Origin of the sequence: Oleomonas cavernae (assembly GCF_003590945.1) — a bacterium.
Taxonomy (GTDB): domain Bacteria; phylum Pseudomonadota; class Alphaproteobacteria; order Zavarziniales; family Zavarziniaceae; genus Zavarzinia; species Zavarzinia cavernae.
In genome coordinates this window covers 3,801,495-3,827,334 of the sequence record NZ_QYUK01000011.1, presented here as the reverse complement: position 1 = coordinate 3,827,334, position 25,840 = coordinate 3,801,495, and the positions used below count along the sequence as shown (strand labels likewise).

Annotated in this window: 18 protein-coding genes; 14 read left to right on the top strand and 4 right to left on the bottom strand. The window is 63.3% G+C overall.

Annotated elements, in window-relative coordinates:
* The first annotated feature begins 147 nt into the window (after positions 1-147).
* The 5 genes from D3874_RS22340 to D3874_RS22320 all read left to right on the top strand — a co-directional run bounded on the left by D3874_RS22340 (position 148) and on the right by D3874_RS22320 (position 8,478).
* The gene (locus tag D3874_RS22340; protein WP_119781125.1) at positions 148-2,586 is read left to right on the top strand and encodes an efflux RND transporter permease subunit; all 2,439 of its coding nucleotides are present in this window, start codon (positions 148-150) and stop codon (positions 2,584-2,586) included.
* A gap of 43 nt (positions 2,587-2,629) precedes the next feature.
* Positions 2,630-4,012, top strand: coding sequence for a DUF1329 domain-containing protein (locus tag D3874_RS22335; protein ID WP_119781122.1), 1,383 nt, complete (start codon positions 2,630-2,632; stop codon positions 4,010-4,012).
* Between the two features lie 24 nt (positions 4,013-4,036).
* The gene (locus D3874_RS22330; RefSeq protein ID WP_119781119.1) at positions 4,037-4,996 is read left to right on the top strand and encodes a WD40/YVTN/BNR-like repeat-containing protein; all 960 of its coding nucleotides are present in this window, start codon (positions 4,037-4,039) and stop codon (positions 4,994-4,996) included.
* 46 nt (positions 4,997-5,042) lie between these two features.
* Positions 5,043-6,923, top strand: a complete 1,881-nt coding sequence (locus tag D3874_RS22325) for a DUF1302 family protein (protein WP_119781116.1) — start codon at positions 5,043-5,045, stop codon at positions 6,921-6,923.
* 178 nt (positions 6,924-7,101) lie between these two features.
* Positions 7,102-8,478 carry a DUF1329 domain-containing protein gene (locus D3874_RS22320; protein ID WP_119781114.1) on the top strand — a complete coding sequence of 459 codons (1,377 nt, stop codon included), beginning with the start codon at positions 7,102-7,104 and terminating at the stop codon, positions 8,476-8,478.
* 3 nt (positions 8,479-8,481) lie between these two features.
* On the opposite strand, the gene D3874_RS22315 is transcribed toward D3874_RS22320, so the two are convergent.
* Both D3874_RS22315 and D3874_RS22310 read right to left on the bottom strand, forming a co-directional pair.
* Entirely contained in the window at positions 8,482-9,543 is a 1,062-nt protein-coding gene (locus D3874_RS22315) for a 2Fe-2S iron-sulfur cluster-binding protein (RefSeq protein ID WP_119781111.1), read from the bottom strand.
* Between the two features lie 14 nt (positions 9,544-9,557).
* Positions 9,558-11,009: a coniferyl aldehyde dehydrogenase gene (locus D3874_RS22310; protein WP_199699212.1), complete on the bottom strand. Its 1,452-nt coding sequence runs from the start codon at positions 11,007-11,009 to the stop codon at positions 9,558-9,560.
* Between the two features lie 308 nt (positions 11,010-11,317).
* On the opposite strand from D3874_RS22310, the gene D3874_RS22305 reads away from it, so the two are divergent.
* The 4 genes from D3874_RS22305 (at position 11,318) to D3874_RS22290 (ending at position 14,910) form a co-directional block, all read left to right on the top strand.
* Complete coding sequence (locus D3874_RS22305; RefSeq protein WP_119781108.1) at positions 11,318-12,439, top strand: alkane 1-monooxygenase; 1,122 nt, start codon at positions 11,318-11,320, stop codon at positions 12,437-12,439.
* A gap of 70 nt (positions 12,440-12,509) precedes the next feature.
* Positions 12,510-12,980 carry a styrene-oxide isomerase StyC gene (gene styC / locus D3874_RS22300; protein ID WP_119781105.1) on the top strand — a complete coding sequence of 157 codons (471 nt, stop codon included), beginning with the start codon at positions 12,510-12,512 and terminating at the stop codon, positions 12,978-12,980.
* Between the two features lie 242 nt (positions 12,981-13,222).
* Positions 13,223-14,050 carry a type IV toxin-antitoxin system AbiEi family antitoxin domain-containing protein gene (locus D3874_RS22295; RefSeq protein WP_119781102.1) on the top strand — a complete coding sequence of 276 codons (828 nt, stop codon included), beginning with the start codon at positions 13,223-13,225 and terminating at the stop codon, positions 14,048-14,050.
* A complete protein-coding gene (locus D3874_RS22290; protein WP_119781099.1) occupies positions 14,047-14,910 on the top strand; it encodes a nucleotidyl transferase AbiEii/AbiGii toxin family protein in 864 nt (287 codons plus the stop codon). The genes D3874_RS22295 and D3874_RS22290 overlap by 4 nt, the downstream gene beginning before the upstream one ends.
* A gap of 375 nt (positions 14,911-15,285) precedes the next feature.
* Here D3874_RS22290 and D3874_RS22285 read toward each other — a convergent pair whose 3' ends face one another.
* Positions 15,286-15,939: a TetR/AcrR family transcriptional regulator gene (locus D3874_RS22285; protein ID WP_119781096.1), complete on the bottom strand. Its 654-nt coding sequence runs from the start codon at positions 15,937-15,939 to the stop codon at positions 15,286-15,288.
* 360 nt (positions 15,940-16,299) lie between these two features.
* Here D3874_RS22285 and D3874_RS22280 point away from each other — a divergent pair, with 360 nt between their 5' ends.
* From D3874_RS22280 to D3874_RS22265, 4 genes are read left to right on the top strand one after another with little or no spacing between them, the layout of a single operon-like run.
* Positions 16,300-17,445: a WD40/YVTN/BNR-like repeat-containing protein gene (locus D3874_RS22280; protein ID WP_119781093.1), complete on the top strand. Its 1,146-nt coding sequence runs from the start codon at positions 16,300-16,302 to the stop codon at positions 17,443-17,445.
* 41 nt (positions 17,446-17,486) lie between these two features.
* The gene (locus D3874_RS22275; RefSeq protein ID WP_158596166.1) at positions 17,487-19,793 is read left to right on the top strand and encodes an efflux RND transporter permease subunit; all 2,307 of its coding nucleotides are present in this window, start codon (positions 17,487-17,489) and stop codon (positions 19,791-19,793) included.
* Between the two features lie 46 nt (positions 19,794-19,839).
* Positions 19,840-21,738, top strand: a complete 1,899-nt coding sequence (locus D3874_RS22270; RefSeq protein WP_119781087.1) for a hypothetical protein — start codon at positions 19,840-19,842, stop codon at positions 21,736-21,738.
* A gap of 24 nt (positions 21,739-21,762) precedes the next feature.
* Positions 21,763-23,175, top strand: coding sequence for a DUF1329 domain-containing protein (locus D3874_RS22265; RefSeq protein WP_119781084.1), 1,413 nt, complete (start codon positions 21,763-21,765; stop codon positions 23,173-23,175).
* Between the two features lie 233 nt (positions 23,176-23,408).
* Here the strand turns inward: D3874_RS22265 and paaK are convergent, their stop codons facing one another.
* On the bottom strand, positions 23,409-24,734 hold the full coding sequence (gene paaK, locus D3874_RS22260) for a phenylacetate--CoA ligase PaaK (RefSeq protein WP_119781081.1): 1,326 nt from the start codon (positions 24,732-24,734) through the stop codon (positions 23,409-23,411).
* 419 nt (positions 24,735-25,153) lie between these two features.
* On the opposite strand from paaK, the gene D3874_RS31360 reads away from it, so the two are divergent.
* The gene (locus D3874_RS31360) at positions 25,154-25,834 is read left to right on the top strand and encodes an aldehyde dehydrogenase family protein (RefSeq protein WP_199699211.1); all 681 of its coding nucleotides are present in this window, start codon (positions 25,154-25,156) and stop codon (positions 25,832-25,834) included.
* Positions 25,835-25,840: the final 6 nt, after the last annotated feature.

Sequence of the window (25,840 nt, the reverse complement as noted above, 5' to 3'; positions counted from 1 at the left end):
TGAGATAGCGCCCCGCCCCGCCTGATCGCGGGGCAGCGCGTCTCGTTCAAGACCACAGCTTTTGGTGTGCTGCGCCGGCCCGTGACAGGGCGGCGCCGGCAAAGCCCCGACTTTTGACTTAAGTGACAACGGAAGGCTCGGAATCCCGTGCAAAACACGCCCTTTCGCATCGCGCAATTCGTCATGCGCAACCGGATCCTCTCGTTGGCGGTGATGATCGGCATCACGGTCTTCCTGGGCCTGGGCCTGCGCAACGTCGACTTGCGCACGGTCTTCTCGGACCTGCTGCCGGCGGACCATCCTTACGTCCAGACGTTCAAGGATCATCCCAACTTCGGCAACCCGCTGACCATCAGCATCATGGTCAAGCGCAAGGAAGGGACGATCTACAACGTCGAGACCCTGCAGAAGATCTGGAACATGACGCGCGAGGCCGATCTGGCGCCCGCGGTCGATCACGACCAGGTGGTCTCGATCAGCACCGAGAAGGCACGCTATGCCGAGGCGGTGCCCGACGGCATCGATGCCCAGCCGATCATGGGCGACCATCCGCCGGCCAACCAGGCGGATGTCGACGAATTCCGCCGCCGGGTGGAAATGTCGATCGGCGCGCGCGCCTTCCTGATTTCGGCCGATGAAACCTCGACCATCATCCAGGTCACCTTCATCGAGCGCCTGCTCGACTACGGCGAGACCTTCGCCTACATGCAGGGCCTGGTCGAGCGCGAGCGCGACGCCGATCACGACGTCTACATGGCGGGCCAGCCGGCCCTGACCGGCTGGGTCTATCACTACCAGCACCAGATGCTGTGGATCTTCGGCATCACGCTGGCGGCACTCGTGCTGTCGCTGGTCGTCTACATGCGCAACGTCATCGGCGTCGTCGTGCCGCTGACCGCCAGCGCGGTGACCGCGGTCTGGGGCTTTGGTTTCGTCGGCTGGCTGAACCTGCCGATCGAGCCCTTGATCATGGTCGTGCCGCTGCTGCACGTCGCCCGCTCGTTCAGCCATTGCGCCCAGTTCATCGAACGCTATTGCGAGATCCTGCACCATGTGAAGGATCGCCGGAAGTCGGCCGAGATCGCCCTTGGCGTCATGATGGTGCCGGGCACGCTGGGCATCGTCACCGACGCCGTCGGCCTGTGCCTGATCGCGGTCGCACCGATTCCGGTGATGGAACGCCTGGCGATTTTCTGCGGCTTCTGGGCCTTCATGCTGGTGCCGGCCAACATCTTCCTCAGCCCCCTGCTGCTGTCCTGGCTGCCCAGCCCCAAGAACATCCTGAAGATCACCGGCCGTGACGGCGACCGGGGCGTCCACGTCAAGATCCGCAACGGCCTGCGCACCCTGTCGACCTGGACCTACGGCTCCCGCGCCCGCTTCACCACGGTCGCGGTCGGCCTCGTCGCGGTTTTCTGCGTCTGGCAGACCACCCAACTGAAGATCGGCAACCCGGTCGAGGGCAGCAACCTGCTGTTCCCGAAATCGGAATTCAACGGCGCCGTCGCCCAGATCAACGATCACTTCCCCGGCCTCAATACGCTGGAAATCGTGCTCGAGGCCAAGAACCCGACCAATCCCAGCCGTGTCGCCCGCCAGGCCCATACGATCGAGACCATGGCCCGGATCGAGTATTTCCTCGAGAAGCAGCCGGTCCCGCCCGTCGCCACCCTGTCCTTTGCCGACTACCTGCCCGAGGCCAATCGCCTGTTCGCCGGCGGCAATCCCAAGTGGATGCCGCTCGACGGCGACGATGCCTCGGTCGGGGCGGCGGTCGGTGCCCTGATGTTCGGCACCAGCCCCAAGGCCTTCATGCATGTAACCGACTTCGAGCAGCAGAACGCCACCGTCTCGCTGTGGTACAAGGACAACACCCAGGAAACGGTCGACCAGGCGATCGCCCAGGCCCAGGCGGCGGTGGATTTCGTCGGCGCCGACCATCCCGAATTCCGGGTCCGCCTGGCCACCGGCACCATCGCCCTGCAGCAATCCGTCAACGAAGCGGTCGAGCACTATCACTGGATCATCCTCGGCCTGCTGAACCTCGCCATGTTCGTGTGCTGTGCCTATGCCTACAAGTCGATCCTGGCGGGCGTGCTGCTGCTGATCCCGGTCAATCTGTCGAACTTCTTCCTGTCGACCGTGATGGTGGGCATGGGCATCGGCCTCGACGTCAACAGCCTGCCCATCACCGCGATCGGCATCGGTGTCGGCATCGATTACGGCATCTACCTGCTCAGCCGGATCTGCGAGGAATACCAGGGCCACAAGAAGTACGACGCGGCGATCCTGGCCTCCGTCGCCACCACCGGCAAGGCGATCTTCTTCACCGCCTCGATCATGCTGCTGGGCATCCTGCCCTGGTACTTCCTGTCCGAGCTGAAGTTCCTGGCCGACATGGGCCTGCTGCTGGTCATGGTCATGCTGATCAACATGGTCATCGCGCTGATCGTGGTGCCCCTGCTGGTCTGGCTGATCAAACCCGCCTTCATGAAGCGCGACGATCTCATCGTCGGCGAGGGGGTGGACCTGTCCGCCTACATCACCGACGACCGCGAACTCGAGACGCTCGTCGCCGCACAGTAACCTTCGGTATCGCGTCAAAAAATCCTTTGGGAGGAACAGCGTCATGCACATCAAGAAATACGACTTCAACTACAGCCGCCGCCAGTTCATGGAACGCACCGCCAAGGGGATCGTCGCCGCCGGCGTGCTCCAGCCCTTGTGGCCGCTGATCGCCAATGCCCAGGACACGGCCAAGGCCTATCCCGAGGAATTGCTCTCGATCGATGCCTATACCAAGGGCAAGATCAAGACGGGCGACATCGTCGATGCCGGCAACGTCGACGTGGTGAAGGATCTGCTCGATCCCATCACCTTCAAGCAGATCAAGGAACTGGGCCGCCGGATCAAGATCGTGAAGACCGCGACCGATCCGTTGAAACTGAACAGCAACAAGTATCTCGAAGCGACGGTGCGCAACGCCGGCAAGGCGAAGTTCGACAGCAGCGGCAACGTGGTCACCCTGGACGGCAAGCGCTGGATCGGCGGCAACCCGTTCCCCAATGCCAAGTCCGGCGAGGAAGTCTATGCCAACCTGACCCTGTCATGGGGGCGCAACGACGCCGGTTTCTACGTGCTGCGCGACTGCGATATCTCGCCCGACGGCAATGTCGCCTACAAATACGACTTCTGCTGGGTGGAGCAGAACGTGTGCGGCCTGACCAGCAACCCGAGCAAGCCCTATCTCGACGGCTTCGAGGACATGCTGCGGTTCCAGACCGTGTTCTTCGTCTCGCCGAACGACGTGCGTGGCACCTCCTTCCTGTCGAACTGGCTCTACGACCAGACCAAGTTCCCCGATCTCTTCGGCTATCTGCCCGCCTTCAAGCGCGAGCGCCGCTTCCCGACCAACCAGCGCTTCGAGCCCCTGGTGCCCGGCCTCACCCTGTTCCTGTCCGACGCCTGGCACGCCGGCGACCCCATGAAGACCTGGGGCAACTACAAGATCGTCGATACCAAGCCGCACCTGGGCAACGCGGGTTCGAACTGGCACGGCGACAAGCCGGGCTGGGAACCCGAGGTTCACGGCGGCCCGAAGGGTATCAGCTTCTACGAGTACGAGTACGAGCTTAAGCCGGAAGTGCTGGTCATCGATTCCGAGCCGACGGGCTATCCGCGCGCCCCGGTCGGCAAGCGCCGCACCTATGTCGACGTGCGTAACATGCAGGGTCTGGTCAGCAACACCTACGATCGCCGCGGCGACCTGTGGAAGCTGGTCGAGGCGCCCTACGGCCGTTACGAGCGTGGCGGCAAGTCGGTGAAGGACGGTAACGGCGAGGTCGTCTGGTCGGTGCAATCCTGCATGTGCTACGACATCCAGACCAACCGCGGCAGCCGCTTCTACATGGCCGAGGAAGCGGCCGGCGGCTACAAGCCGAGCTGGAACCAGGGCAATTTCTACGAGCAGTTCCTGACCATTCAGGCGATCCGTCGCCTGGGCAGCGCCTGATCGGTTGGGCGGGGGCATCCGGCAATGAGAAACAGCATCCGAGCAGCCGTCGCGGCGCTCCTCATCGGTCTGGCACCGGCGGCTCATGCCGCCGGTGGCGTCGGCTTCGACGTCGTCCACCAGGGCACGCTGCACGAAGGCCTGTTCTGCATGGCGGCCGACGGCAACAAGCTCCTGGCGGTGGGTGCCCCCAACCTGATCTTTTCCAGCGGTGACGGCGGCGTGACCTGGGCCGCCGAAGCCGGCGCGGTGGTCGATGCCGTGCCGCTGGGCTGCATCCTGAAGAACAACATTGCCCTGGTGGTCGGGCAGCGCGGCTTGATGCTGCGCCGTGCCGGCACCACCTGGACCCGCCTGCCCAGCGTCACCGACGCCCGCCTGTTCGCGGTAGATGTCAATGCGGCCGGCCTTGCCGTGGCGGTCGGCGCCTTCGGCACCATCCTCGTCTCGTCCGACGCCGGCCAGACCTGGGCGCCGATCGAATACGACTGGTCCAGCACCAATACCGAGGGCTTCCAGCCCCACGTCTACGGCGTGTCGGTGGCGGCCGACGGCGCGATCACGATCGCCGGCGAATTCGAAGCCATCCTGCGCTCGACCGATCGGGGCAAGAGCTGGACCCTGGTCCACACCGGCAAGGCCTCGCTCTTCGACATCCAGATCGACGGGAATGGGATCGGTTACGCCGTCGGCCAGGATGGCCGGGTGCTCCGCTCGACTGATGGCGGGCTGACCTGGGCGATCGTGCCCTCCGGCTCCAAGGCCAACTACATGGGTGTGGGCCGGACGGCCGGCGGCCAGGTTCTGATCACCGGCGTGCGCAGCATGGCGATCGGTTCGGATAGCGCGGCGTCGTTCACGACCATCACGCCGGGCGATGCGGCAACCGGGTGGTATCAGGCGATTGTCGCCGCGGGACCGAACGGCTGGCTCATCGGCGGCAACAGCGGCCGGGTGGTCAAGCTGGTGCCGGGCGGGAACTGAACTGGATCACCGGGCCGCAGGGCAGGAATCGAGGGGGGACAGGTAAATGAAAAAGAAATCCAGTGCGATGCGCATGGTGGCGTCCATGACGGCAACGGGCGCGCTGATCGGGCTTGTCGTGCCGGCCTTGGCCATCGACTTCACCATATCGGGCTTCATCCAGCACCAGATTGCGGTGAAGCTGTCGGACAAGGAGAACGAGAACAACCAGTCCGGCGATCCCTACAACGGCAAGCAGGTGCCGCTCGAGCCCATGGGCCTCGACCTGAGTTCGCTCGCGGCTGTGAACAATCTGTTGACCGGCCTGTCCCTGCCGCCCTTGAGCAGCGTGACCAACCCGTTGTTCGGCCAGGCGGTGAGCATTCCGCCCACCGGCTACCGCGACGTCGCCTCGCCCACCAACGACTTCAACCACTTCATGACCCGGCTGGAAGTCAACATGGGGGCCATGATCGACGCCAACTGGAGCGCGTCGCTCACCATGCGCGCGGTCTACGAATGGAATCCCTATCACGACGTCTCGGACGTGAATTTCTACGAGACGCAGTTCCGCGACGGCGGCGGCGGCACGCCGCTGGAATATGCCGACAAGAACTTCATGATCGATTTCCCGGTCGCCAAGATCAACTTCACCAGCGGCCCGCTGGTGGTCCAGGTCGGCAACCAGGTCATCGCCTGGGGCGAGGCGGTGTTCTTCCGCGTGATGGACGTGCCCAACGGCCTCGACCTGCGGCGCCACCTGATCCTCGATCCGGCGCTGGAGGAATTCTCCGACAAGCGCGTGCCGGGCCTTGGCATTCGTGCGTCCTACCAGGTCACGCCGGACTGGGAAGTCGAAGCCTTCATCCAGAAGTTCGAGCCGACGATCTATCCCAATCCGTCGACGCCCTACAACATCATCCCCGACCAGTTCACCCTGCACGAGCGCTACAAGGGCATTGCCGACGATGTCTGGAATGTGGGCGGCCGCATTCGCGGGCAGCTCGGCAATCTCGGCCTGCAATTCTTCGCCGTCAGCCGCCACAATCCCGACGGTGCCATCCGCTGGACCAAGTCCGGGGTGAACAAGGATATCTCGCCCCTGCTGCCGGGTTCCGGCGCCGTGGCGGCGGAGACGCCCTTCGAGCGCGACGAGGCGCGTGGCGTGAAAAGCCAGGAGGAGTGGTTCCACTACGCCGGCAATGTCAGGCTCAACGGCGTCACCGCGCTCAACTCGGCGGTGGACGACTTCCAGCCCGCGACCGGCTCGCTGACCGCCTATAATGTCGGCGACAGCCAGAGCCTGGCGGCGGCCGAACTGGACACCTTCTTCTGGCTCTCGGGCGGCCTGCGCGGCCATATAGAGCGCGTCTTCCCCTACGAGAACGTCTTCGGCGCCAGCATCAACTATGTCTTCGACGGCGAGCCCGGCTCGTTCCTGGAGCAGTTGATCACGCGCGTCGAATTCTCCTATACCCCGAACAAGGTTTTCACCGCACCGTCGCTGTCCAAGGGCTTCCAGGTCGAGGACGAATGGGCCGCGGCCGCCGTGGTCGAAAAATGGTATCGCTGGAGCGAGGACTTCCCGGCCGCCTACCTGGTCGCCCAGTATCTGTACAAGTCGGCCGGCGACATCTTCGGCCGCAGCCTCGACGGCTTCGGCGGGACCGATGGCGGCCCGCCCGGCAAGGGCCTGGAGGATTACCACGCGGTCGCCTTCGCCGGGTTCCAGCCGTCGCCGTCGCTGGAATGGCGCTTCGAATGGGCCGTGCTCTACGACCTGCGCGGCGGCTTCTATGTCCAGCCGGGTGTCCGCTGGAAGCCCGACGACAAGTGGCAGGTCGATCTTCATGCTTCGGTCTTTGCCGGTGACCGCGACAACTACAATGCCCTGTCGACGCTCGATTTTGCCGACGAGGTCTCGCTGCGTGTAACCTATCAGTTCTGAATACCGGCTCTCCTCCGGTTAGACTGGAGGAGGGTGCGCGGCAGGCTTCCGCCACGCTCCCTCCTCCGCTTTTTTAGGTTCGAAGTGCCGGCTCTCCCCCGGCCACACTGAGGAGGGCACATGCTGAACACGGCATCCGCCCTCCTCCTTTTTTTCCGGCGGTGGAAGGCTTAAAGAAATGCGCATCAAGCGCTACGATCGTGATTACTCGCGTCGCCACTTCCTCGAGCAGCTTGGCCGCGGCGTCGTTACCGCCGGTGTCCTCTCGCCCCTGTGGCGGGCGATAGAAGCCCGGGGCGAGGGCAGTGCTGCCTATCCCGACGAGCTGCGGTCGATCGAGGCCTATACCAAGGGCAAACTGGCGCCCGGCCAGGAGATCAGCGCCGACAATGTCGAGCTGGTGCGCGACCTGCTCGACCCGGTGCAATACACCCAGATCAGGAACATGGGGCGGCGCCTGAAGCTGGCGCCGACCACGGCCGAGGTCATGAAGCTGGCGCCGTGGGAATATGTCGAGGCCACGCTGCGCAACAAGGGCAAGGCCAGGTTCGACGCCAACGGCAACGTGGTCACCACCGACGGCAAGCCCTGGATCGGCGGCAATCCCTTTCCCGCCGCCCAGACCGGCATCGAAGCCTTCGCGGGCCTGACCTTGAGCTGGGGGCGGCACGATGCCTCGGTCTATGCCATCAAGGAATGCGACATCGGCGCCTCGGGCAATATCGATTACCGCTACGAGGCGTGCTGGGCGGAATTGTCACCGATCGGCCGGGTGGTGATGGAGCCGCGGCCCTACTGGCCGGGCGAGGAGGACAAGCTGCGCTACCAGGCGGTCTATTTCGTTTCGCCCGATGATGTCCGCGGCTCCTCCTTCCTCAATGTCTGGCCCTATGACCAGCGGGAATTTCCCGACCTGTTCGGTTACGTTCCCTCGTTCCGGCGCATTCGCCGCTATCCCACGAACCAGCGCTTCGAGCCGCTGCTGCCGGGCTCCGACCTTTACCTGTCGGATGCCTGGGCTGCCGGGGATCCCTTCCTGACCTGGGGCAACTACAAGATCGTCTCGACCGGTCCCGCCCTGGCCGCGATCTCCGCCAACTGGTCGGGCAGCAGCCCGAACTGGGAGCGCAAGACCCATGGCGGCCCCAAGGGCAACACTTTTTTCGAGACCACCGTCGAACTGGTCCCCCAGGCGATCACGGTCGAGGCCGAGCCGGTCATGTTTCCCCGGGCCCCGATTTCCAAGAAGCAGGTGCGCTTCGACGTTCGCACCATGCTGCCCATCGGCATGGTCAGCTTCGACCGGCGCGGGCAGTTGTTCCGCTCGTTCGATGCGGCCTTCTCGCTCTACCAGGATGGCACGGCGGCGGTTGCCGACGGTGCCCATCCCTATTGGTCATGGACCCATGTTCACGCCTACAACGTCCAGACCAACCGCATGACGCGCATGGAGCAGGTCGCAAAGCTGGGCAACGGCGACCGCATGCGGGTCAACGATCCCGATATCTACGATCTCTATCTCACCCAGGGGGCGATGCAGCGGCGCGGCGACTGATGCTCAGCGCGCCGCGAAACTGGCGTCGGTGAACTTGTCGTAGTGGATCGAGGCCAGCGGGATGCCCAGGCCCGTCATCACCGTCACCGCGGCATCGATCATCGGCGGCGGCCCGCACATATAGCTCTGGAATTCCGCCGGGTCGCCCTGCGGCAGCAAGGCGGCCAGGTGGCTGGTGACGAAGCCGCGCAGCCCGCGCCAGTCGCTGTCTTCCGGTTCGTGGCTGAGCACGGGGACGAAGCGGAAGGCCGGTAGCCAGTCGCGGGCGATTTCCTCGATTTGGTCCAGGCCATAGAGATCCGCCTGGGTGCGGGCACCGAACAGCATGACGCAGCGCCGGCGCACCCGATTCTTGCGGGCATCCTGCAACAGGCTGAGCAGGGGGGCGAGGCCGCTGCCGCCGGCGATGCAGATGATCGGGCCGTCGCCCTGGCGCAGGTAGAACGTGCCGTGGGGGCCGTCGATGCCGACCGCGGCGGCCGACAACTGGCCCGCGAACAGGCGCTCGGTCAGGGCGCCGCCCGGGATCTTGCGGATGTAGAAGGTGATTTCCTGGCGGCCGTTGCGCTCCGGCGCGGCGGCAAAGGAATAGGACCGGGCCGGGATGCCGTCGACCAGGACATTGGCATACTGGCCGGCGATGTAGTTCATCGGCCGGTCGAGCGCCACCGTAACCGACTTGATGTCATGGGTCAGGTCGTCCGACCGGGCGATCCGGCCCTGGAACTGCTCGGGCGGCGGGGTATTGGCCGCCGGGCTTTCCACCTCGACGGTGACGGCGGATTTGAGCCGGGCCTGGCAGGCCAGGATGAAGCCGGCCTCCAGTTCCTCCTTCGACAGCGTATAGCCGAAATCGGTCAGGGCGCTGACCTTGCCCGAGACCAGCCGGCACTTGCACGAGCCGCAAGTGCCGACGGTGCAGTTGTGCGGAAAGGCGACATCCTGGGCCAGCGCTGCCTCCAGCAGGGTTTGCGAGCCGTCGACGGCGATCTCGACGTCGAACGGTTTCAGGCTCGCGATCTGGGGCTCGCTTTTGCCGAATAATTTGCGGAGGAGGCCGGCCATGATGTGCTCGATTTCTACTTGGTGATGACGCTCGCCAGGAATTGGCGCAGGCCGTCGCCATAGGGCGGACGCAGGAAATATTCGGCCTCGAGCGCCTTGCTCTGGCGGTAGACGGACTTGGCATGGCTGAAGGCCAGGAAGCCGGCCTTGCCGTGATAGGCCCCGGTGCCCGAGGCGCCGACCCCGCCGAACGGCAGGTTCTCGGCAAAGGCGTGGCTCATCACGTCGTTCACGGTGACGCCGCCCGAGGTGGTGCGCGCCAGCACCCGGCGCTCTTCCTCTTGGTCCTGGCCGAAATAGTAGAGCGCCAGGGGGCGGGGCCGGTCGTTGACGTAACCGATGGCTTCATCGATGCCGCGATAGGTGCGCAGCGGCAGCAGCGGGCCGAAGATCTCGTCCTGCATGATCCTGGCGTCGTCGGGCGCGTTGATCACCAGGGTCGGCGCGATGCGGCGGGCTTCCTGCTGCGAGAAATCCTCGCCCGCCGGGTTCAGCTCGACGATCTGCGCGCCCTTGGCCCGGGCGTCGTCCAGATAGCCGCGCAGCCGGTCGTAGTGGCGCTGGTTGATGATCGAGGTGTAATCCGGGTTGTCCTTCAGGGCCGGGAACATGGTGGCGACCGCCTTGCTCGCGGCGGCCGAGAAGGCTTCGACGCTGCCCTCCGGCAGCAGGACATAGTCGGGCGCCAGGCAGATCTGGCCGGCATTCAGGGTCTTGACGGTCATGACCCGCGCGGCGGCATCCTCGACCGAGGCGCTGGCGGACACGATCACCGGTGACTTGCCGCCCAGCTCGAGGGTCAGCGGCACCAGGTTTTCCGCGGCGGCCCGCGCCACGTGGCGGGCGACCGAGGTGCTGCCGGTGAACAGCAGGTGATCGAAGGGCAGGGCGGCGAAATGCGCGGCCACCGCGGCATCGCCTGTGACAACAGCGATCTCGCTCTCGTCGAAGGCCGAGGCCACCATGCGCGCGATCAGGGCGGACGAGGCGGGGGTGAATTCCGACGGCTTGATGATGCAGCGATTGCCGGCGGCGATGATGCCGGCCAGTGGCGCGAAGGTCAGGTTGAAGGGGAAATTCCACGGGCTCATCAGGCCGACGACGCCCAGCGGCTGGTATTCGACGCGGGCCTCGGCATCGGGGAACTGCGTCTCGAAGCCGAGCGGGGCCAGCCAGTCGCGCAGGTTCTCCCTGGCGTATTTCAGCGAGCCGATGACGGCGAAGACATCGGCGACCAGGGTCGCCTCGCGGCTGCGGTTGCCGAAATCTGCAGCCAAGGCCTCGACGATGTCGTCCTGGTGATCGACCATCAGCCCGATCACCCGGTCCAGCCAGGCGATGCGCTCGTCGGCGCTGAGCGGGCCCGCGGCCAGATGCGCCGCCTTCTGGGTTTTCAGCAGGCGCGTCAATTGTGCCTTGGCCGGCGAAAATACGGCGACATCCATTTGGCTGGCTTCCTGGCTCATGGTGCTTCCACCCGATTTTTTTTGCATCCTCCGTCAATCAAGCCAGATGCCCCGGCACCGGATAACCGACGAAAGGTTGGCCGCCGGACAAATAGCCCCCTGCCGCGCACCGCATTACATCAGCCCGGGTGCTGAAAACCGGCTGCGTTCCCGGCATTCCGGGTGGTTTTGCCGGCGCCCATCCTAAGGGTTGGCGCGGATCGCGGGCCTGTTGGTCATGATTAGTGCAGATCGCGTCGATCGCCCGTCGCCAGCCTTGAGCGAGGCCGGGCGGAAAGCCAGGCGACGCGTCAAGGGAGGGTTACGATATGAAATCATATCTCATGTACTATACCCCTGTGCTGGTCCAGCTCGCGGCCATGGCAGGGTTCATCGTCGGCGGCGACTGGATCTTCGTCGCCATCGCAAGTTTCCCGGCGCTGGCGATCGTCGACTCGCTGCTGCCCGACGACATGTCGCCGCGCACGATGACCAGCAAATTCTGGGCGAATGTCCCGGTCTGGCTGTCGACCTTGCTGTCGCCCGCGATCTACCTGGTCTGCGCCTGGCAGGTCGGCCAGGGCGAGCTCAACGGCTGGCAGATTGCCGGCGCCGTCGCTGGCTGCGCCTGGATGGGGGTGGTGCCCTTCGTGCCGGCGTCGCACGAGCTCTATCATCAGCGTGGCGTGCTGCCGCGCTTCTTCGGCCGCTACATGCAGGTCTGCTACCTGGACTGCACGCGTGAGATCGCCCATGTCATCGGCCATCACATCGATGTTGCAACACCCAAGGACGGCGATACGGCAAGGCGCGGTGTCGGCCTCTACAGCTTCACCGCCCGGGCGCTCTACACCAGCACGCGGGATGCCTGGCGGGTGGAGAGCGACGCCCTGGAGAAGCGCGGCAAGGGCCGCTGGTCGATCGGCCACCGGCTGTACAAGGCGATCGTCGCGCAGGTCCTGTTCCAGGCCGCGATCTTCGTCGTCGGCGGCTGGCAAGGACTGGCGGTCGGCATCGGCGCCGTCCTGGCGGCGCGGGTCTGGGTCGAGTCCTTCAACTACTTCCAGCACTATGGCCTGATCCGCGTGGAAGGTGCGCCGATCACCCGCCGGCATGTCTGGAATCACCTGGGTGTCATGTCGCGTCTCGTGGCCTTCGAGATCACCAATCACGCCGACCACCACCTGGACTCCTACGCCCCCTATTACAGGCTGGTGCCCGATCGGTCGGCGATCCGCATGCCCAGCGTCTTCGTCTGCTTCCTCGCGGCCCTGATCCCGCCGCTGTGGCACGGCGTCATCATCAAGCCGGCCCTGAAGCGCTGGGACCTGGAGTTCGCAACACCCGAGGAACGCAAGCTCGCCCGCGAACAGAACAAGGCTGCCGGCTGGCCCGACTGGCTGAGCGAGACATCGTCCAGCGGCCCGGCGATCACCGCCTCGCACGCCTGAGGTTACTTGCCCGACGCCGGCGGGCCACCGGGTCCGCCGGCGCATTTCATCCGCGCGGCGGGAGAGAGCGATGAACGATATTCAGCGCAAGATGATCGGCCACGCGGCCCTGATCATGCTGGTCGGCTTCCTGGCCGGCGTCGGCCTCCTGATCAGCCTGCTGGGGGGCGTGGAACTGGTGCCGGGCAGCATCGTTCCTGTGGCCCTGTTCGGCGAGACGGCCGGCTGGGTCAGGGCCCATGTCGGCGGCATGCTGAACGCCATCCTGATCATCGTCGTCGCCCTCCTGCTGCCGGTGCTGAAGGTGCCGGACCGGATGGCCGGCCGCCTGTCGTGGATGCTGGTGGGGACGGGATGGGCCAACACCCTGTTCTATTGGGCGGCCCTGGTCAGTGCCAATCGCGCGCTGACCTTCGGCCCCAATCGCTTCGGCGAGGGCGGCTGGGCTGCCGCCGTCGGCCTGGCGCCGGCCCTGATCTTCGTGATCGTCTCGATCATCGCCTTCGTGTTGATTGCCCGTCAGGCCTTCTCGAAGCCCTGACGCCGATCGCGGGGGCGGGCCGCGCGGAACGGATCACCACGGTCGACCCGGCAAGGGTCGATTTCCCGATGGTTCCGATGAGTCAGGTTTGGCGGATCCGAAAGGATTCGAACTTCGACCTCCGCCGTCGGAGTCTGTGAATCGTGTTTGGATTTCCGCGGATAGAGCGGCTTTCACAGCATGGATTGTGTTTTAATCTAGAATCATGTTGAAAATTCCGCGTTAAAAGCGGATAATGAAACATGGTTTATGATCAGCGTTCCGCCCTGTCTGCGCATATCGCCGGCCTGCTGTCCGCCGGCCGGGTCGTCTTTACGAGCAAAGAGGCTGAGCAGGTGCTCGGCGTCGGCCGGGGCGCGTTCCTGGACGCCGCCGAACGCCTCCAGCACCGGAAAGTGCTGCTCAGCCCTCGGCAGGGCTTCTACGTCGCCGTGCCCCCGCAGTTCGCATCATGGGGCGCGCCGCCGCCGCCATGGTATATTGACGCCCTGATGCGCCACGAACAGCAGCCCTACTACGTAGGGTTGCTCAAGGCGGCAGAGCTTCACGGCGCCACCCACCAGGCCGTGATGGAGTTCCAGGTCGTCGCCGCCAAGCGCCTGCCGAAAATCAGGGCTGGCCGCAATCTGATCATCTTCTATTACCGCAAGGACATGGCCGCCGTGACGGCGGGCGTCGAAGACCGGAAGACGGATACGGGCACAATGAAGATATCGTCGCCCGCGCTCACGGCGCTCGACCTCCTGCGTTACCCGCAGGCGGCGGGCGGGATCGACAATGTCGCGACGGTTCTCACGGACCTTGCCGAAAAGATCGATCCCGCGCAGCTCGCAGCGATTTCAGGCGCCGTGGAACGGCCGGTGGTGCAGCGGCTCGGCCATTTGTTGGACCGCCTCGGGCACGGGGACCGCGCAGAGCCGATGCGTGCCGCACTGCTCGTTCGCGGCGGCGCGGCATGGACGGCGCTCGACCGGCGCGAGACTCAGGCCCCGGATTTCGCACCGGAGCAGCAGGAGCGCGACGAACGCTGGCGCGTGATCGTGCACCGCGCGCCGGAGATCGATGAATGATCCCGGCGCAGAATATCGTCGCCTGGGGCAACGTCGTCCCGTGGGCCGACCTGCGGCAGGTCGAGCAGGACCTCACTATCTGCCGCGCGCTCATCGACATCTTCACGGACGAAGCCCTCCGCGACGCGCTGCGCTTTCGCGGCGGCACTGCCCTCAACAAGCTGCATTTTCCCGTGCCGCTGCGATACTCGGAAGACATCGACCTCGTTCGCACGTCGGCCGGTCCCATCGGGCCGATACTCGACCGCCTGCGGGCAGTTCTGGAGCCGTGGCTCGGCCGGGCGCAGTTCGACCAGAGCCCGGTCGCGCCCAAATTCCGATTCCGCGTGGAGGCCGAAGACAGCAGCGGCGTCCCCATCCGGCTCAAGGTCGAGATCAATACCCGCGAGATCGAGGCTTACGATCCGCCGCAAGCCATGCTGCTGCGCGTCGAGAATCCGTGGTTCACCGGGGAAGCTGCGATCCCGACCTTTTCCCGCGAAGAGATGCTGGCGACGAAGTTGCGGGCGCTCTTGCAGCGCGACAAGGGGCGTGACCTCTATGATCTCGCCCATGCGCTGGAGACGTTCGAGAATCTGGACACCGATCGCATCGCCGTATTGTTCGGCCGCTATCTCGACCTATCGGGTCAGACGATAACCCGCGCACAGGCGCAGGAGCGCATGCTCGCGAAACTGGCCAATCCACGGTTCCTGACCGACATGAAGCCGCTCCTTCCACCTGAAGCAGCCGAACGGATGACGCAAGCCTCCGCCGCTGACTCGTTCCGACGCGTCTTCACCATGCTCGTGGACCGCCTGCCGGGTGAGCCGTGGGCACGGCTGCCAGAAGTCAAAGAGAGGTTCGGCATCGGCTGGTAGTGGCGGATCCGAAAGGATTCGAACCTTCGGCCTCTGCCTTCGGAGGGCAGCGGGCGAGGGATAGATATTATAGTAATTTCAATATCTTACGTGACATCGAGAAGACGCGCGTGTCAGGAACGTGACAATGACCAGCCGGGTGGAGAGCGTCGACTGCTCCCGGCTTCCGCCTCACGCCAATCCCATTCAGCGGCGATTGGCCAATCTGATGGCTATCGAGAACTCACAACCGGCTTCCGCATAGGGGTCGGTGCGAGCCAATGGCCGTTCCTGCGGGCGCTGACATCGGGCTAAGTCCGCTCGATATTCGCTAGGTAAGTCGCCGGCGCGCTCCGCTTTCCATCTGAAAGAGGCAGTCGATAAGCGTTTAGCGGCTTATCTACTTGTCTTAGTACCACTCGCCTTCGAGCCATTTCGCGTGAGCTGCGCCAGCTTCTTGCTCTGGATGCCGCTCAGGAAGATCTCGCTCAGCACCTCGGCATATTGCTCGGCGGAAATGGCGCCGCCCTCCCGGAACCAAGTGTAGGTCCAGTTCAGGCTGCCCAGCAGCATCATGCCGACTGCCGTCTTGGTTCCCGCGGATTTGAGGTATTTGCTCCCGTGCAGGTCGGCTATGAGCTCGGAGAAACCATGAATCACCTCGCTCTGAGATTTCTTCAGGTACTCTTGTTCGTCTGGCGCAAGGGAATGGATTTCGTTCATCAATACTATGTGTCTGTCTCGTGTTCTCATGTAAATTTCCATGAGAAGTGACGTTACGAATTTCAATTTTTCTTCTGGATTTAATTCTTTCTCCAGCGCTTCGGAAATAAGATGATTTAATTCATCGACATGGCTCTTGAGCATGTCAAATAATATTTGCGTCTTATCTTTATAATAATGGTAGATGAGCGCTTTGCTGATCCCGCATTTGCTGGCAATCATCGAAATGGAGGCCGTTCCAAATCCGACCGTCGCAAACAATTTCGATGATTCGTCAATGATATTTTGGCGCTTTTCGTCATAGTCATCCGACCTTGGCCTTGCCATTTCTTTTCATTCCTTCATTTCTGCCGCTAAATTGTTTCGAAGATAGAGTGCAATCAAAAAGTGTTGCTGTAGCCCCAGAGGGCGATCGCACCGCCTGCGCGATCGCGATTTTCCACGCGCCGGGTCATTCATTCCCAAAAAGCATATGTCTTTTTTCATTTCTCATACTTTCGGATTGAACGATCGGTCGACAAACTGCCGTTGCGGCATGCAGAGGCTTTTCCTCATTTTCGAGGCGATCGCTGTACTGCCGGTTCGAGTACCGGCAGGTCCCGCCTGCCACCCAATTATGAATTAACCGAGCGTTCGGTTCAATAAATGAGCGGTGCATGACGCCGCATCTGGTGGGGACGCACAGGAATGCAACGTGATCTGCTGCGGCAGCCGATATTGGGCGATACAGGCCTTTCCGTGGCCGCCCGGAGGAAGGACGAACGAGGCGCCGCCGGTTTCGGTGTCGCCCTGACGAAACGTCTCCTCATGGCCACGGCCTTGGCCTGCGCGATCCTGGTCACCCATGCTTCCTCTCGCACTGCCATTGCCGATGGGGCAGCGCCGGCCAGGCTATATCCCGATCCGCTCTTTGGTGTCGTGCTGCTGGATCAATCGACGGCAATCGCAACCGGCTATCACGGGGCAGTCCGCCTCTCGGTCGACGGCGGAGCCACCTGGGCCGCCGAGCCGAGCGGTACCGAAGATATGCTCCGCCGCGTGGCGACCACATCGGATCACCATGTCTTTGCGGTCAGCCATGTCGGCAAGATCCTCGAGGCGGATGCCGATGCCCGCGGTTGGCGTACCGTGCATGACGAGCCGGGCCTCTATCTCAGGGACATCGCCTTCGCCACGCCTCAGGTCGGGTGGGCGGTCGGCCATGATGGTGTGATCCTGAAGACCGGCGACGGCGGTGCCACCTGGTCGCGGCAGGAACTCGCCAACTATACCGGCCGTGACAAGCCTCGCCTCAGCGGCGTGGCCGCCATCGACGCGGCCCATGCGCTGACCGTGGGCGAATTTGGCGTCATCGCCGAAACCCATGATGGCGGAACCACCTGGTCCGTGATCTCCGCCGGACAGTTTCCGACATTTCTCGGCGTCGCCGTCGCCGGCAACACGGGCTACGCCGTCGGCCTCAATGGCACGCTGGTGCGACTGGCCAATTCAGAAGCGGACGGCTGGTCGGCTACCTTGGTCCCCTTGGGGACCACCCAGCATCTCCTCTCGGTCGCCCTTTCGCGGGATGGCACGGAGGGGCTGATCGGCGGCAATGGTTTGCTGCTGACCCTCCGCAATGGTCAGTTCCTGCCGGCGAAAGTCACGGAAGCCTTTGCACTGACTTACGCCTGGATTGGCGGGGTCGCCATCGGCGCGAGCGGCCGGGCCATCGCGGTCGGGCAGGGCGGTGCAATTCTGGTTGCAGACCGCGCAAACGGGACCTTCAACCCTGCAGCCACCGGGCCGGTTACGGCCCAAACCACGACCGCGAGCGATCGGGTGACCCAATGATTGCCAACAAAATTTCCTCAATCGTGGGTCGGCGCGCATCGTTGATCGCGTCCTGCTTCTTCCTGCTGACCGCCTTCCTCGGCTACATGTCGTTTTCGAGCCTGTCGCTGAAGGTCGTGCTCGAGGCGATGCTGCCAATTCATCATCCCAACGTGGAACTGATGGCCAAATTCGGGGCGCAGTTCGGCGGTGCCAACACGACCTTGATCATGGTCGAGAATACCGAAGGCACCATCTACAACGAAAAATTCATGACCGCCTACAAGCGGGTGGCCGACGAGATCTACTTCCACCCGTCCGTGCAGCGCCATCTGGTGCAGGCGCTGACCCTGCGCAAGACCAAGGCGATCGTGGGCTCGGCCGGCCGGATCGACATCAATGCCATTGCCTGGCCCGATCTGCCCCGTTCGCCCACGGATTGGGCGAACTTCGAAGCGGCGGTGAAGGCCCAGTACCGCGGCCTGCTGGTATCGGACGACGAGAGGGCCGGCATGATCATTGCCGACTTCAAGGACGACACCGATTACGCGGCCCTGGTCAATTTCGTCGAGGCCCTGGGGCAAAAAGAGGCTGGCAACGGCATCAAGCTACACATGGTCGGGCGACCCGTCCTGCTGGGCACGATCGACAACGACCTCGGCGCTACCATCCTGCTGATCGGCATTTCGCTGATATTCTCCGGCATCATTCTGTACCTCTACTTCCGCTCCTGGGTCGGCGTGCTGATCCCCATGCTGACCGCCGCGATCGGCACCCTCTGGGGCACCGGGGTGATGGCACTGGTGGGGTTCAATCTCGACCCGCTGCTGATCATTCTGCCGGTCTTCGTGTTCGCGATCGTGCTGTCGCACTGCGTGCAGTTCATGTCTCGGGTTTTCGAACGCCTGAACCCCGGCGTGTCGATGCGCGAAGCAGTCGAAGGCGGGCTTGCCCAGGTCTTCGTGCCCAGCCTGACCGCGATCGTGGCGGCGGCCGGCGGCTTCTTCGTCCTGGTCATGATCGGCGTGCCCAGCCTCCAGGCCCTGGGCGTCATCTGCGGCGCCTGGCTGCTCGCCATTGCGCCCGCCTTGGTCTTCACGGCATCGCTGCTGTGCCTCATGCCGCGGCCGAAGCGGTTCCGGGCGCGAACGAGCTGGGTCGAGGGCGTGTGGCGGCTGGCGAAATTCGACCGCTACCCCCGTGTCATCGTCGGCATCACGGTCTTGTGTCTCGCGGGCGGCATCTATGGTTCGCAATTCGTGGTCATCGGCGACGCGGTCGGCAGCCCGATCCTCTGGCCCGACGCACGCTACAACCAGGACAACGGCCTGATCAACGAGCGCTTCTCGGCCGTGGGGACCGACATCCTCCTAGTGTACATCGATGGTCCCGAGGACACGATGAACCAGCCGGAAGTCTATCGCGCGGCAGAGAACCTCAGCCGGTACATCTGGGAGAACGAGCCCAAGGCGCGCCACGCTCAGAGCCTGGTGCCTGTCGTCGAGGTCGTGAACCAGGTGCTGTACGAAGGCGATCCTTCCTATGCGGTGATCCCGCAGACGACCGATGAGGTGGCCTTCAACGTCTACCTGTTCAGCTCCAAGGGCGAACCCGGCGACTTCAAGGCCTATACCAACGAGAAGTGGGAAATCGGCAATATCGCCATCCCGCTCGACGACAAGACCGGCCAGACGGTGAAGTCCGTCACCACGCTGGCGCGGAAATTCATCGCCGACATGGCACCTCTCCCCAGCGGTGCAACGCTGCGCGTGGCGGGTGGCCAGGTGGGCATCGCCGAGGCAATCAACAGCGAGATCGAAGACACCAAGGATGCGGTGCTGGTCGCCATCGTGGTGCTGATCATGCTCAGCGTCTTCCTGGCCTTCCGGTCGATCTGGGTGACGGGTGTGCTGACCTTCGCGCTGCTCACCTCGACCTTCCTGACCGACAGCTTCATGTACCTCATGGGCATCGGCCTCAACATCAACACGCTGCCGCTGGCCGCTCTGGGCGTCGGCCTGGCGGCGGACTATGGGATCTACATCCTGCACCGGGTACGGGAGTCGCTCGTCGAAGGTCACAGCTATGAGGTGGCGGTCGACCATGCCCTGAAAACATCGGGCAACGCCGTGATGATTACGGCCATCACGATGATCGCCCCGGTCATGCCGTGGGCATTCTTCTCGGCACTGCGGTTCCAGGCCGAGATGGGCGTGCTTCACGCGGTTGTCCTGTTCTTCAACATGCTGGGCGCCCTGATTTTCGTTCCCTGCATGGTGCTTCTGTTCAAGCCGAAATCACTGGTGATCCGCCGGCAAGTGGTCGAGCCCGAGGAGCCTGTGCAGTTGATGCGCCGGGCCGCGGAGTAACCCTGGTCAGCAACAAGCAAATAGACAAATTCTAAGGGGGCGAACCATGACCATCAGGAAGGTATTTCTGGCAACGACCATCATTGGCGGTGCAATCGGGGCCACGCTTGGTGCCTTCGCTTACGATCTGGACAACTTCACGGTTGGCGGGCGCGTCAAGCAGGGCATCTCGTTCGGCTATGCCGACATCACGCAAGACATGTTCAAGATCGCCCAGATGAACTATATCGCCGAGGTCGACACCAGCTGGAAACCCAGCAAGAACGTCGCCTTTACCGGTAACTTCTGGCTGCGCGGCGACTGGTTCGACAGCGCCGGCGGCGATCTCCTGGCGGGCGGCATTCAGGATTACAATTCGCCCGGCTTCCGTGACCAGTTCGGTTATCACATCAATCGCCGCGGCGGGGCGCGGGGCTCGCAGGACCAGTTCGGCAATACCGTCGATCACCAGAACCGTTATCTCGACGATTTCGAAGACGAGATGATCCGCGAGTTTGCAGTAAAGATCACGGACGACAACAATCGCTTCGCGTTCAAGGTCGGCAAGTTCGTCCGCGGCTGGGGCCAGTCGGACGGCATTCGCCTGCTCGACGTGCTGCACGCCCAGGACCTTCGGATGAAGGGGGTGCTGGGCGACTCCGACGAGATCCGTATTCCAAGCTGGATGGCCACCGTCGATTTGAACTTCGATGAAATGGGCATCGGCAAGCCGTTCGAATGGATCGGCCTGACCAAGCCCGGCCTTGAGTTGGTCTTTATGCCCGAGCACCACAAGGATGAGTTCATCATCAACAACCCGACGCCGACGGACACCACCTCGGGCGGCCTCTACGGTTTCCCGTTCCCCTACTTGATCGATCCCGAATCCGGCCAGGGCATCCCGTTCTTCGCGGCCAACCTGCACGATGTCACGCCCCGCGAATTCAGCGTGACCGATGCGACGGTCGCTGCTCGCTTCAAGTTCCAGGCACTGCATGGCGAGGGGACGCTCAACGCCTATTACGGCTGGCAGGAACTGCCGATCATCAAGATGCGCGATTCGGTGCTCTACGTCGGGAGCCCGAACAACGACCCCAACGAGGGCATCCTTCCCGGAACGAAGGCGCTTCAGGTGCCGCTCAGCCAGCCGCTGCTCGAAGACCTGGTGCACGCGCGGGGCATCGGCTACCTGTCTGCCCTTCGGGCGGTCCAGTTCCTCAATAGCGGCCCTCTGGGCGCCTTGCTGCCGGCACCGGTCAATCCCTATGGTTGTTCGCTCGGCATTATCGGGCCGCTTTGCTCGGTCACGACCAATTTCGATCTGGACTACCGCTACAGGAAAAAGCTGCTCGGTGCGACCTTCACGCGGGACATGGTCGAGCTTGCCTTCGGGCCGAAGGACGTCGCCCCCGTGTTCCGCATGGAGGCATCCTATGAATTCGACAAGCCGTTCAATCGCTACCGCGTGACCACCAGCAACGGCCAGGACGCCCATGGCTCGCCGGCGTTGATCTCGAGCGTGGACGAGAGTGTCACCTTCCGCGATCAGATCTCGGTCATGGTCGGCTTCGACTACTTCCTGTGGCTGCCCTTCTGGGAGAACCAGGAGAGTTCCATCTTCACGAGCTTCCAGCTCTTCAACATCATCACCGACGAATCGAAGGATCTGATGTTCCAGTCGCCTTATGCGGCGTTCGGGTCGAAGGTCCATCCGGTCCAGACCTACGCCACCTTCCTGTGGTGGAAGGGCCTGGATGACGGCCGCCTCTACCTGGAGGGACTGGCGGCCTACGACTTCCAGAATGAAGGCTTCGCCTACCGTCAGCGTGTCGACTTCAATTACTTCGGCGACAGCATCCGGCCGCGCCTCGAGTGGATTCATTACGAAGGAAAAACAGAACAGGGGTTGTTCGGACTCTACGACAACGCCGATGCCGTCGAGCTTTCGCTTACCTATCAGTTCTAAAGAAGTCCAAGGGAGGACAAAGCAATGAAACTCAAGCATGTGACGACCGGTCTCGCCGTCATCGGTCTGGCCATGGCCGGCTCGATCGCCGCCAAGGCCGACCCTGCAGACGGTGTCGCCGCGTGGAAGAAATTTGCGGCCGAGCATACCGATGTCGATCGCTCCAAATGGGTGGACGCCATCGGCTCGCCGGAAGCGCTCGCCGTCGCCAAGCGCTGGGCCGCATTGCGGGGCTTCGACGCGCCCGGCCTGCTGGCCAGCGCCAAGCTGCCGCCGGAACTCAAGCCCGGCCTGGTGATCAATGCCGGCAACATCGATTCCATGCCCTGGCTGAAGGACTATATGGTCGGCGCGCTGGCGGACCGGTTCAAGGATCAGAGCTGGTTCGGCTGGAAGCAGGCGATCATCGTCCCGACGACCTCGTATTACATGACCAAGGGCACGCTCGAACAGACCGAGGCCGCGGTCAAGGCCGGCGTAACCTTCAGTGCGACCGCGGACGGCAACCTGCTTACGCCTGACGGGAAGTACGCCCTGTCGACCCAGGGCGCGCTGCCCTTCGTCAACCCGAAGAACGGGCTGGAGGCGACCTGGTCTTTCGTCGCCCACGGCATCTCGAACGACAACCTGAACTTCAACCCGATCACCATGGATGTGTGCAACAGCTCGGGCAGCCTCGAGCGGCAGTACAAGGCCGAGCTGTGGTGGCAGAAGATGCACGGCCGCCAGGACATCACGCCGACCGGCGACATCGGCGGCATGGATGGGGTCGTGGAAGGCGGTGCCGTATACTTCACCGATCCGCGTGACGTGCGCGGTCTGTCGGGTGTGCGCAAGCGTTTCGCCGCGGCCAACAAGGAAGACGATTTCAAGGTCTTCGTGCCGACCTTGAAGCGTACGCGCATTCTCTCCGCCACCGACGGCCAGGATCCGCTTGCTGCCGGGCTGGAGCTGATCTGGGATGACTGGCGTGCCTACTGGGTGAAGACCGATCTGAACAAGTTCGACTACAAGATCGTCGGCGAGGGCTGGACCCTGGGCATGCCCCATGTCGGGCACTTCTACGAGGCGGCCAAGCGCAGCGGCAGTTGCGCCGTCGACACGGTGGAACTCGAGCTGCGGCCGGTCTGGATCCTGGAGATCACCGACAAGACCGGCAAGTACATCTACAGCAAGCGGCGCATCTATCTCGACAAGGAGTTCATGTATCCCGCGGCCAACGAGTTCTTTGACGCCCGCGGTAACTTGATGCGTGTCTGGTATGACTCGCGCGACTGGGTGCCGCAGAACGGCCAGGCCGCCTGGCGTCAGGTACCGATCTGGAATGTGATCTCCAAGCGGGTCACCTGGCTCGAGATGGACTCGCGCTGGGCCGGTCTCGAGACCAATCCCACGCCCAGCCTGTTCGATATCGATCAGTTGCGCGACTACAAGTAAGTAACGTCAGCAGTCGGCGAGGCTGCGGCCTCACCGGTCTCTTCCGCCTCTCCTGGGCCCTCCCCGGGATAACTAGGAGACAACCAGCGCACCCCCGCGCGGTTGTCTCCCTTTTTTTGCCTAGGGCAGGGCGGGCAGGCTTTTCCTGCGCAAAAGAAACGGCCGCTGCCCTGGGGTAGCGGCCGTTTCTCCTCAAACCGACTGGTGAAATCAGATCGCGGTCCGTCGAGACTTCAGCGCGTGGCTTGGCTGAGCTGGCGATTGTCGATGACCCGCTTGGCTTTACCCACCGAGCGCTCGATTTCGCCGCAGGGCATCAGCTTGACGTCAACCGAGACGCCGACGTGCGTCTTGATGGCGTGGCGCAGGGCGGTAATGGCACCGCTGACATCGCCGCCGGCATTGTCACGCCCCTCGATCAGGACGGTCATCTCGTCCAGGGGGCCCTTCTTCGTCAGGACGATCTGGTAGTGCGGCGCCAGTTGCGGCTGCATCAGGATCAATTCTTCGATCTGGGACGGGAAGACGTTGACGCCCCTGATGATCATCATGTCGTCACAGCGGCCGGTGATCTTCTGGATGCGGCGCATCGACCGTGCGGTGCCCGGCATCAGGCGGGTGAGATCCTTGGTCCGATAGCGGATGGTCGGCATGCCTTCCTTGGTCAGCGACGTCAGCACAAGTTCGCCGAACTCGCCGTCGGGCAGCACTTCACCGGTAACCGGATCGATGATCTCGGGATAGAAGTGATCCTCCCAGATGTGGATCCCGTCCTTGGTCTCGACGCATTCATTGCCCACGCCCGGCCCGATGATTTCCGACAGGCCGTAGATGTCGACCGCATCAATGCCGGCTCGTTCTTCGAGCTGGGTCCGCATTTCCTCGGTCCACGGTTCCGCCCCGAAGATCCCGATCCTCAGGCTGGTCTCCCGGGGGTCGATGCCGCGCCGCTCCATTTCCTCGAGGAGGGCGAGCATGTAGCTGGGTGTAACCATGATGATGCTGGGCTGGAAGTCCGAGATGAGTTGTATCTGCTTCTCGGTCTGGCCGCCCGACATCGGGATCACGGTGCAGCCCAGCCGTTCGGCGCCGTAGTGGGCACCCATGCCGCCGGTAAACAGGCCGTAGCCATAGGCGATGTGAACGATGTCGCCTTTGCGCCCGCCGGCGGCATAGACGGAGCGGGCAACGCAGTCGGCCCACAGCGAGATATCGTTCGCCGTATAGCCGACGACGGTGGGCTTGCCGGTGGTCCCGCTGGAGGCATGGACCCTGACGATTTCCGAGCGGGGAACAGCGAACAGGCCGAAGGGATAATTCTGGCGATAGTTCTCCTTGGTCGCGAAGGGGAACTTCGACAGATCGTCGAGCGACTTGAGATCGTCGGGATGGACCCCCTTCTGATCGAAGGCGGTTTTGTAATGCGGGACATTGCTGTAGGCGTGCGCCAGCGACCATTTCATACGCTTGAGCTGCAATGCAGCGATTTCGTCTCTGCTGGCGGTTTCGATCGCGTGCAAGCCGCCGCCATCGGCTCGACGCGCTAGTGCCTCCGACATTTTATTCCTCCCCTTGTCTCTGCCCAATGGTGTGCGCTTCTGGTCGTTCGACCGTAATCCGTGCACGAGATGGAGGAGCGCTTCCTATCCGTCAGCCTGCAACGAATGCGGCAAGCGGTCCACGGTTTCATCGACCCGACGAGGGGCCAGAGCGTCCAATCCCATCTTTCGCACTCATATTTATTAACCGAACGATCGGTCAAGTTAAAGCGAGTGGCGATGGAATAACAGTCAGTCGCGGCTGTATTGAATCGAGCACGTAAATACTTTGACCGATCGGACGGTCATAAATAGCCTGCGATGGATTTACCGGTGAACCAGTGTTTCGGCTTCATCAGGCGCGGAATGCCAAAAATTACACCCCGGGAAACGCTGAGCGCATGGCCCCGCGGGTCGGTGCAAACAGGGAAGGGACGAAAATGATCAGCGACGTCGTCAGCAAGTACGAGGCTTTTCAGCAAGACATCGCTCGCCTCGCGGGCAATGACGGGACGTTCGACAATTTCATCGACGGGAAATGGGTCGGCGGAACGGCGAACCGTCGTCTCTCCGTGATCAATCCTGCGCGCAAAAGCGCGTTTGCGTCGGTTCCCGACTCGAGCGACGCCGATGTGGAAGCCGCGGTTGCCGCGGCGAGAAGGCAACTGGAGGGCGGGGAGTGGTCGCGCCTGTCGGGTGCAGCCCGGGGCAAGCTCATGCAGAAGCTCGCCGACCTGGTGGAGCGGGATGCGGCCCTGATCGGGAAGATGGATGCCATCAGCATCGGCCGCCCGTTTACCGAGACCCAGATTCTCGACCTGCCCAACGCCGTGGATACCTTGCGCTATTTTGCCGGCTGGGCAGACAAGATCGCCGGTGCCTGCATTCCCACCGGCGGCTACTTCGGCCAGCCGACCCATTCCTACACCGTGCGCGAGCCGGTCGGCGTGGTGGGAGCGATCGTGCCCTGGAATACCCCCTTCATGATTACGCTGTGGAAGATCGCGCCGGCCCTGGCGGCCGGCTGCACGATCGTCCTGAAGCCGGCCGAGGAAACGCCGCTTTCCGCGCTCTATCTGGCGTCCCTGGCAATTGAAGCCGGCTTTCCGGGGGCGTGTTGAATGTCG

Bases quoted from the DNA above. Each gene is read 5' to 3' on its own strand.
- D3874_RS22290 (WP_119781099.1), top strand. From the start codon at position 14,047: ATGATCCCGGCGCAGAATATCGTCGCCTGGGGCAACGTCGTCCCGTGG.
- D3874_RS22265 (WP_119781084.1), top strand. From the start codon at position 21,763: ATGAAACTCAAGCATGTGACGACCGGTCTCGCCGTCATCGGTCTGGCC.
- paaK (WP_119781081.1), bottom strand. From the start codon at position 24,734: ATGTCGGAGGCACTAGCGCGTCGAGCCGATGGCGGCGGCTTGCACGCG.
- D3874_RS22295 (WP_119781102.1), top strand. From the start codon at position 13,223: ATGGTTTATGATCAGCGTTCCGCCCTGTCTGCGCATATCGCCGGCCTG.
- D3874_RS22310 (WP_199699212.1), bottom strand. From the start codon at position 11,009: ATGAGCCAGGAAGCCAGCCAAATGGATGTCGCCGTATTTTCGCCGGCC.
- D3874_RS22285 (WP_119781096.1), bottom strand. From the start codon at position 15,939: ATGGCAAGGCCAAGGTCGGATGACTATGACGAAAAGCGCCAAAATATC.
- D3874_RS22280 (WP_119781093.1), top strand. From the start codon at position 16,300: ATGCAACGTGATCTGCTGCGGCAGCCGATATTGGGCGATACAGGCCTT.
- D3874_RS22305 (WP_119781108.1), top strand. From the start codon at position 11,318: ATGAAATCATATCTCATGTACTATACCCCTGTGCTGGTCCAGCTCGCG.
- D3874_RS22315 (WP_119781111.1), bottom strand. From the start codon at position 9,543: ATGGCCGGCCTCCTCCGCAAATTATTCGGCAAAAGCGAGCCCCAGATC.
- D3874_RS22335 (WP_119781122.1), top strand. From the start codon at position 2,630: ATGCACATCAAGAAATACGACTTCAACTACAGCCGCCGCCAGTTCATG.
- D3874_RS22320 (WP_119781114.1), top strand. From the start codon at position 7,102: ATGCGCATCAAGCGCTACGATCGTGATTACTCGCGTCGCCACTTCCTC.
- D3874_RS22325 (WP_119781116.1), top strand. From the start codon at position 5,043: ATGAAAAAGAAATCCAGTGCGATGCGCATGGTGGCGTCCATGACGGCA.
- D3874_RS22330 (WP_119781119.1), top strand. From the start codon at position 4,037: ATGAGAAACAGCATCCGAGCAGCCGTCGCGGCGCTCCTCATCGGTCTG.
- D3874_RS31360 (WP_199699211.1), top strand. From the start codon at position 25,154: ATGATCAGCGACGTCGTCAGCAAGTACGAGGCTTTTCAGCAAGACATC.
- D3874_RS22270 (WP_119781087.1), top strand. From the start codon at position 19,840: ATGACCATCAGGAAGGTATTTCTGGCAACGACCATCATTGGCGGTGCA.
- styC (WP_119781105.1), top strand. From the start codon at position 12,510: ATGAACGATATTCAGCGCAAGATGATCGGCCACGCGGCCCTGATCATG.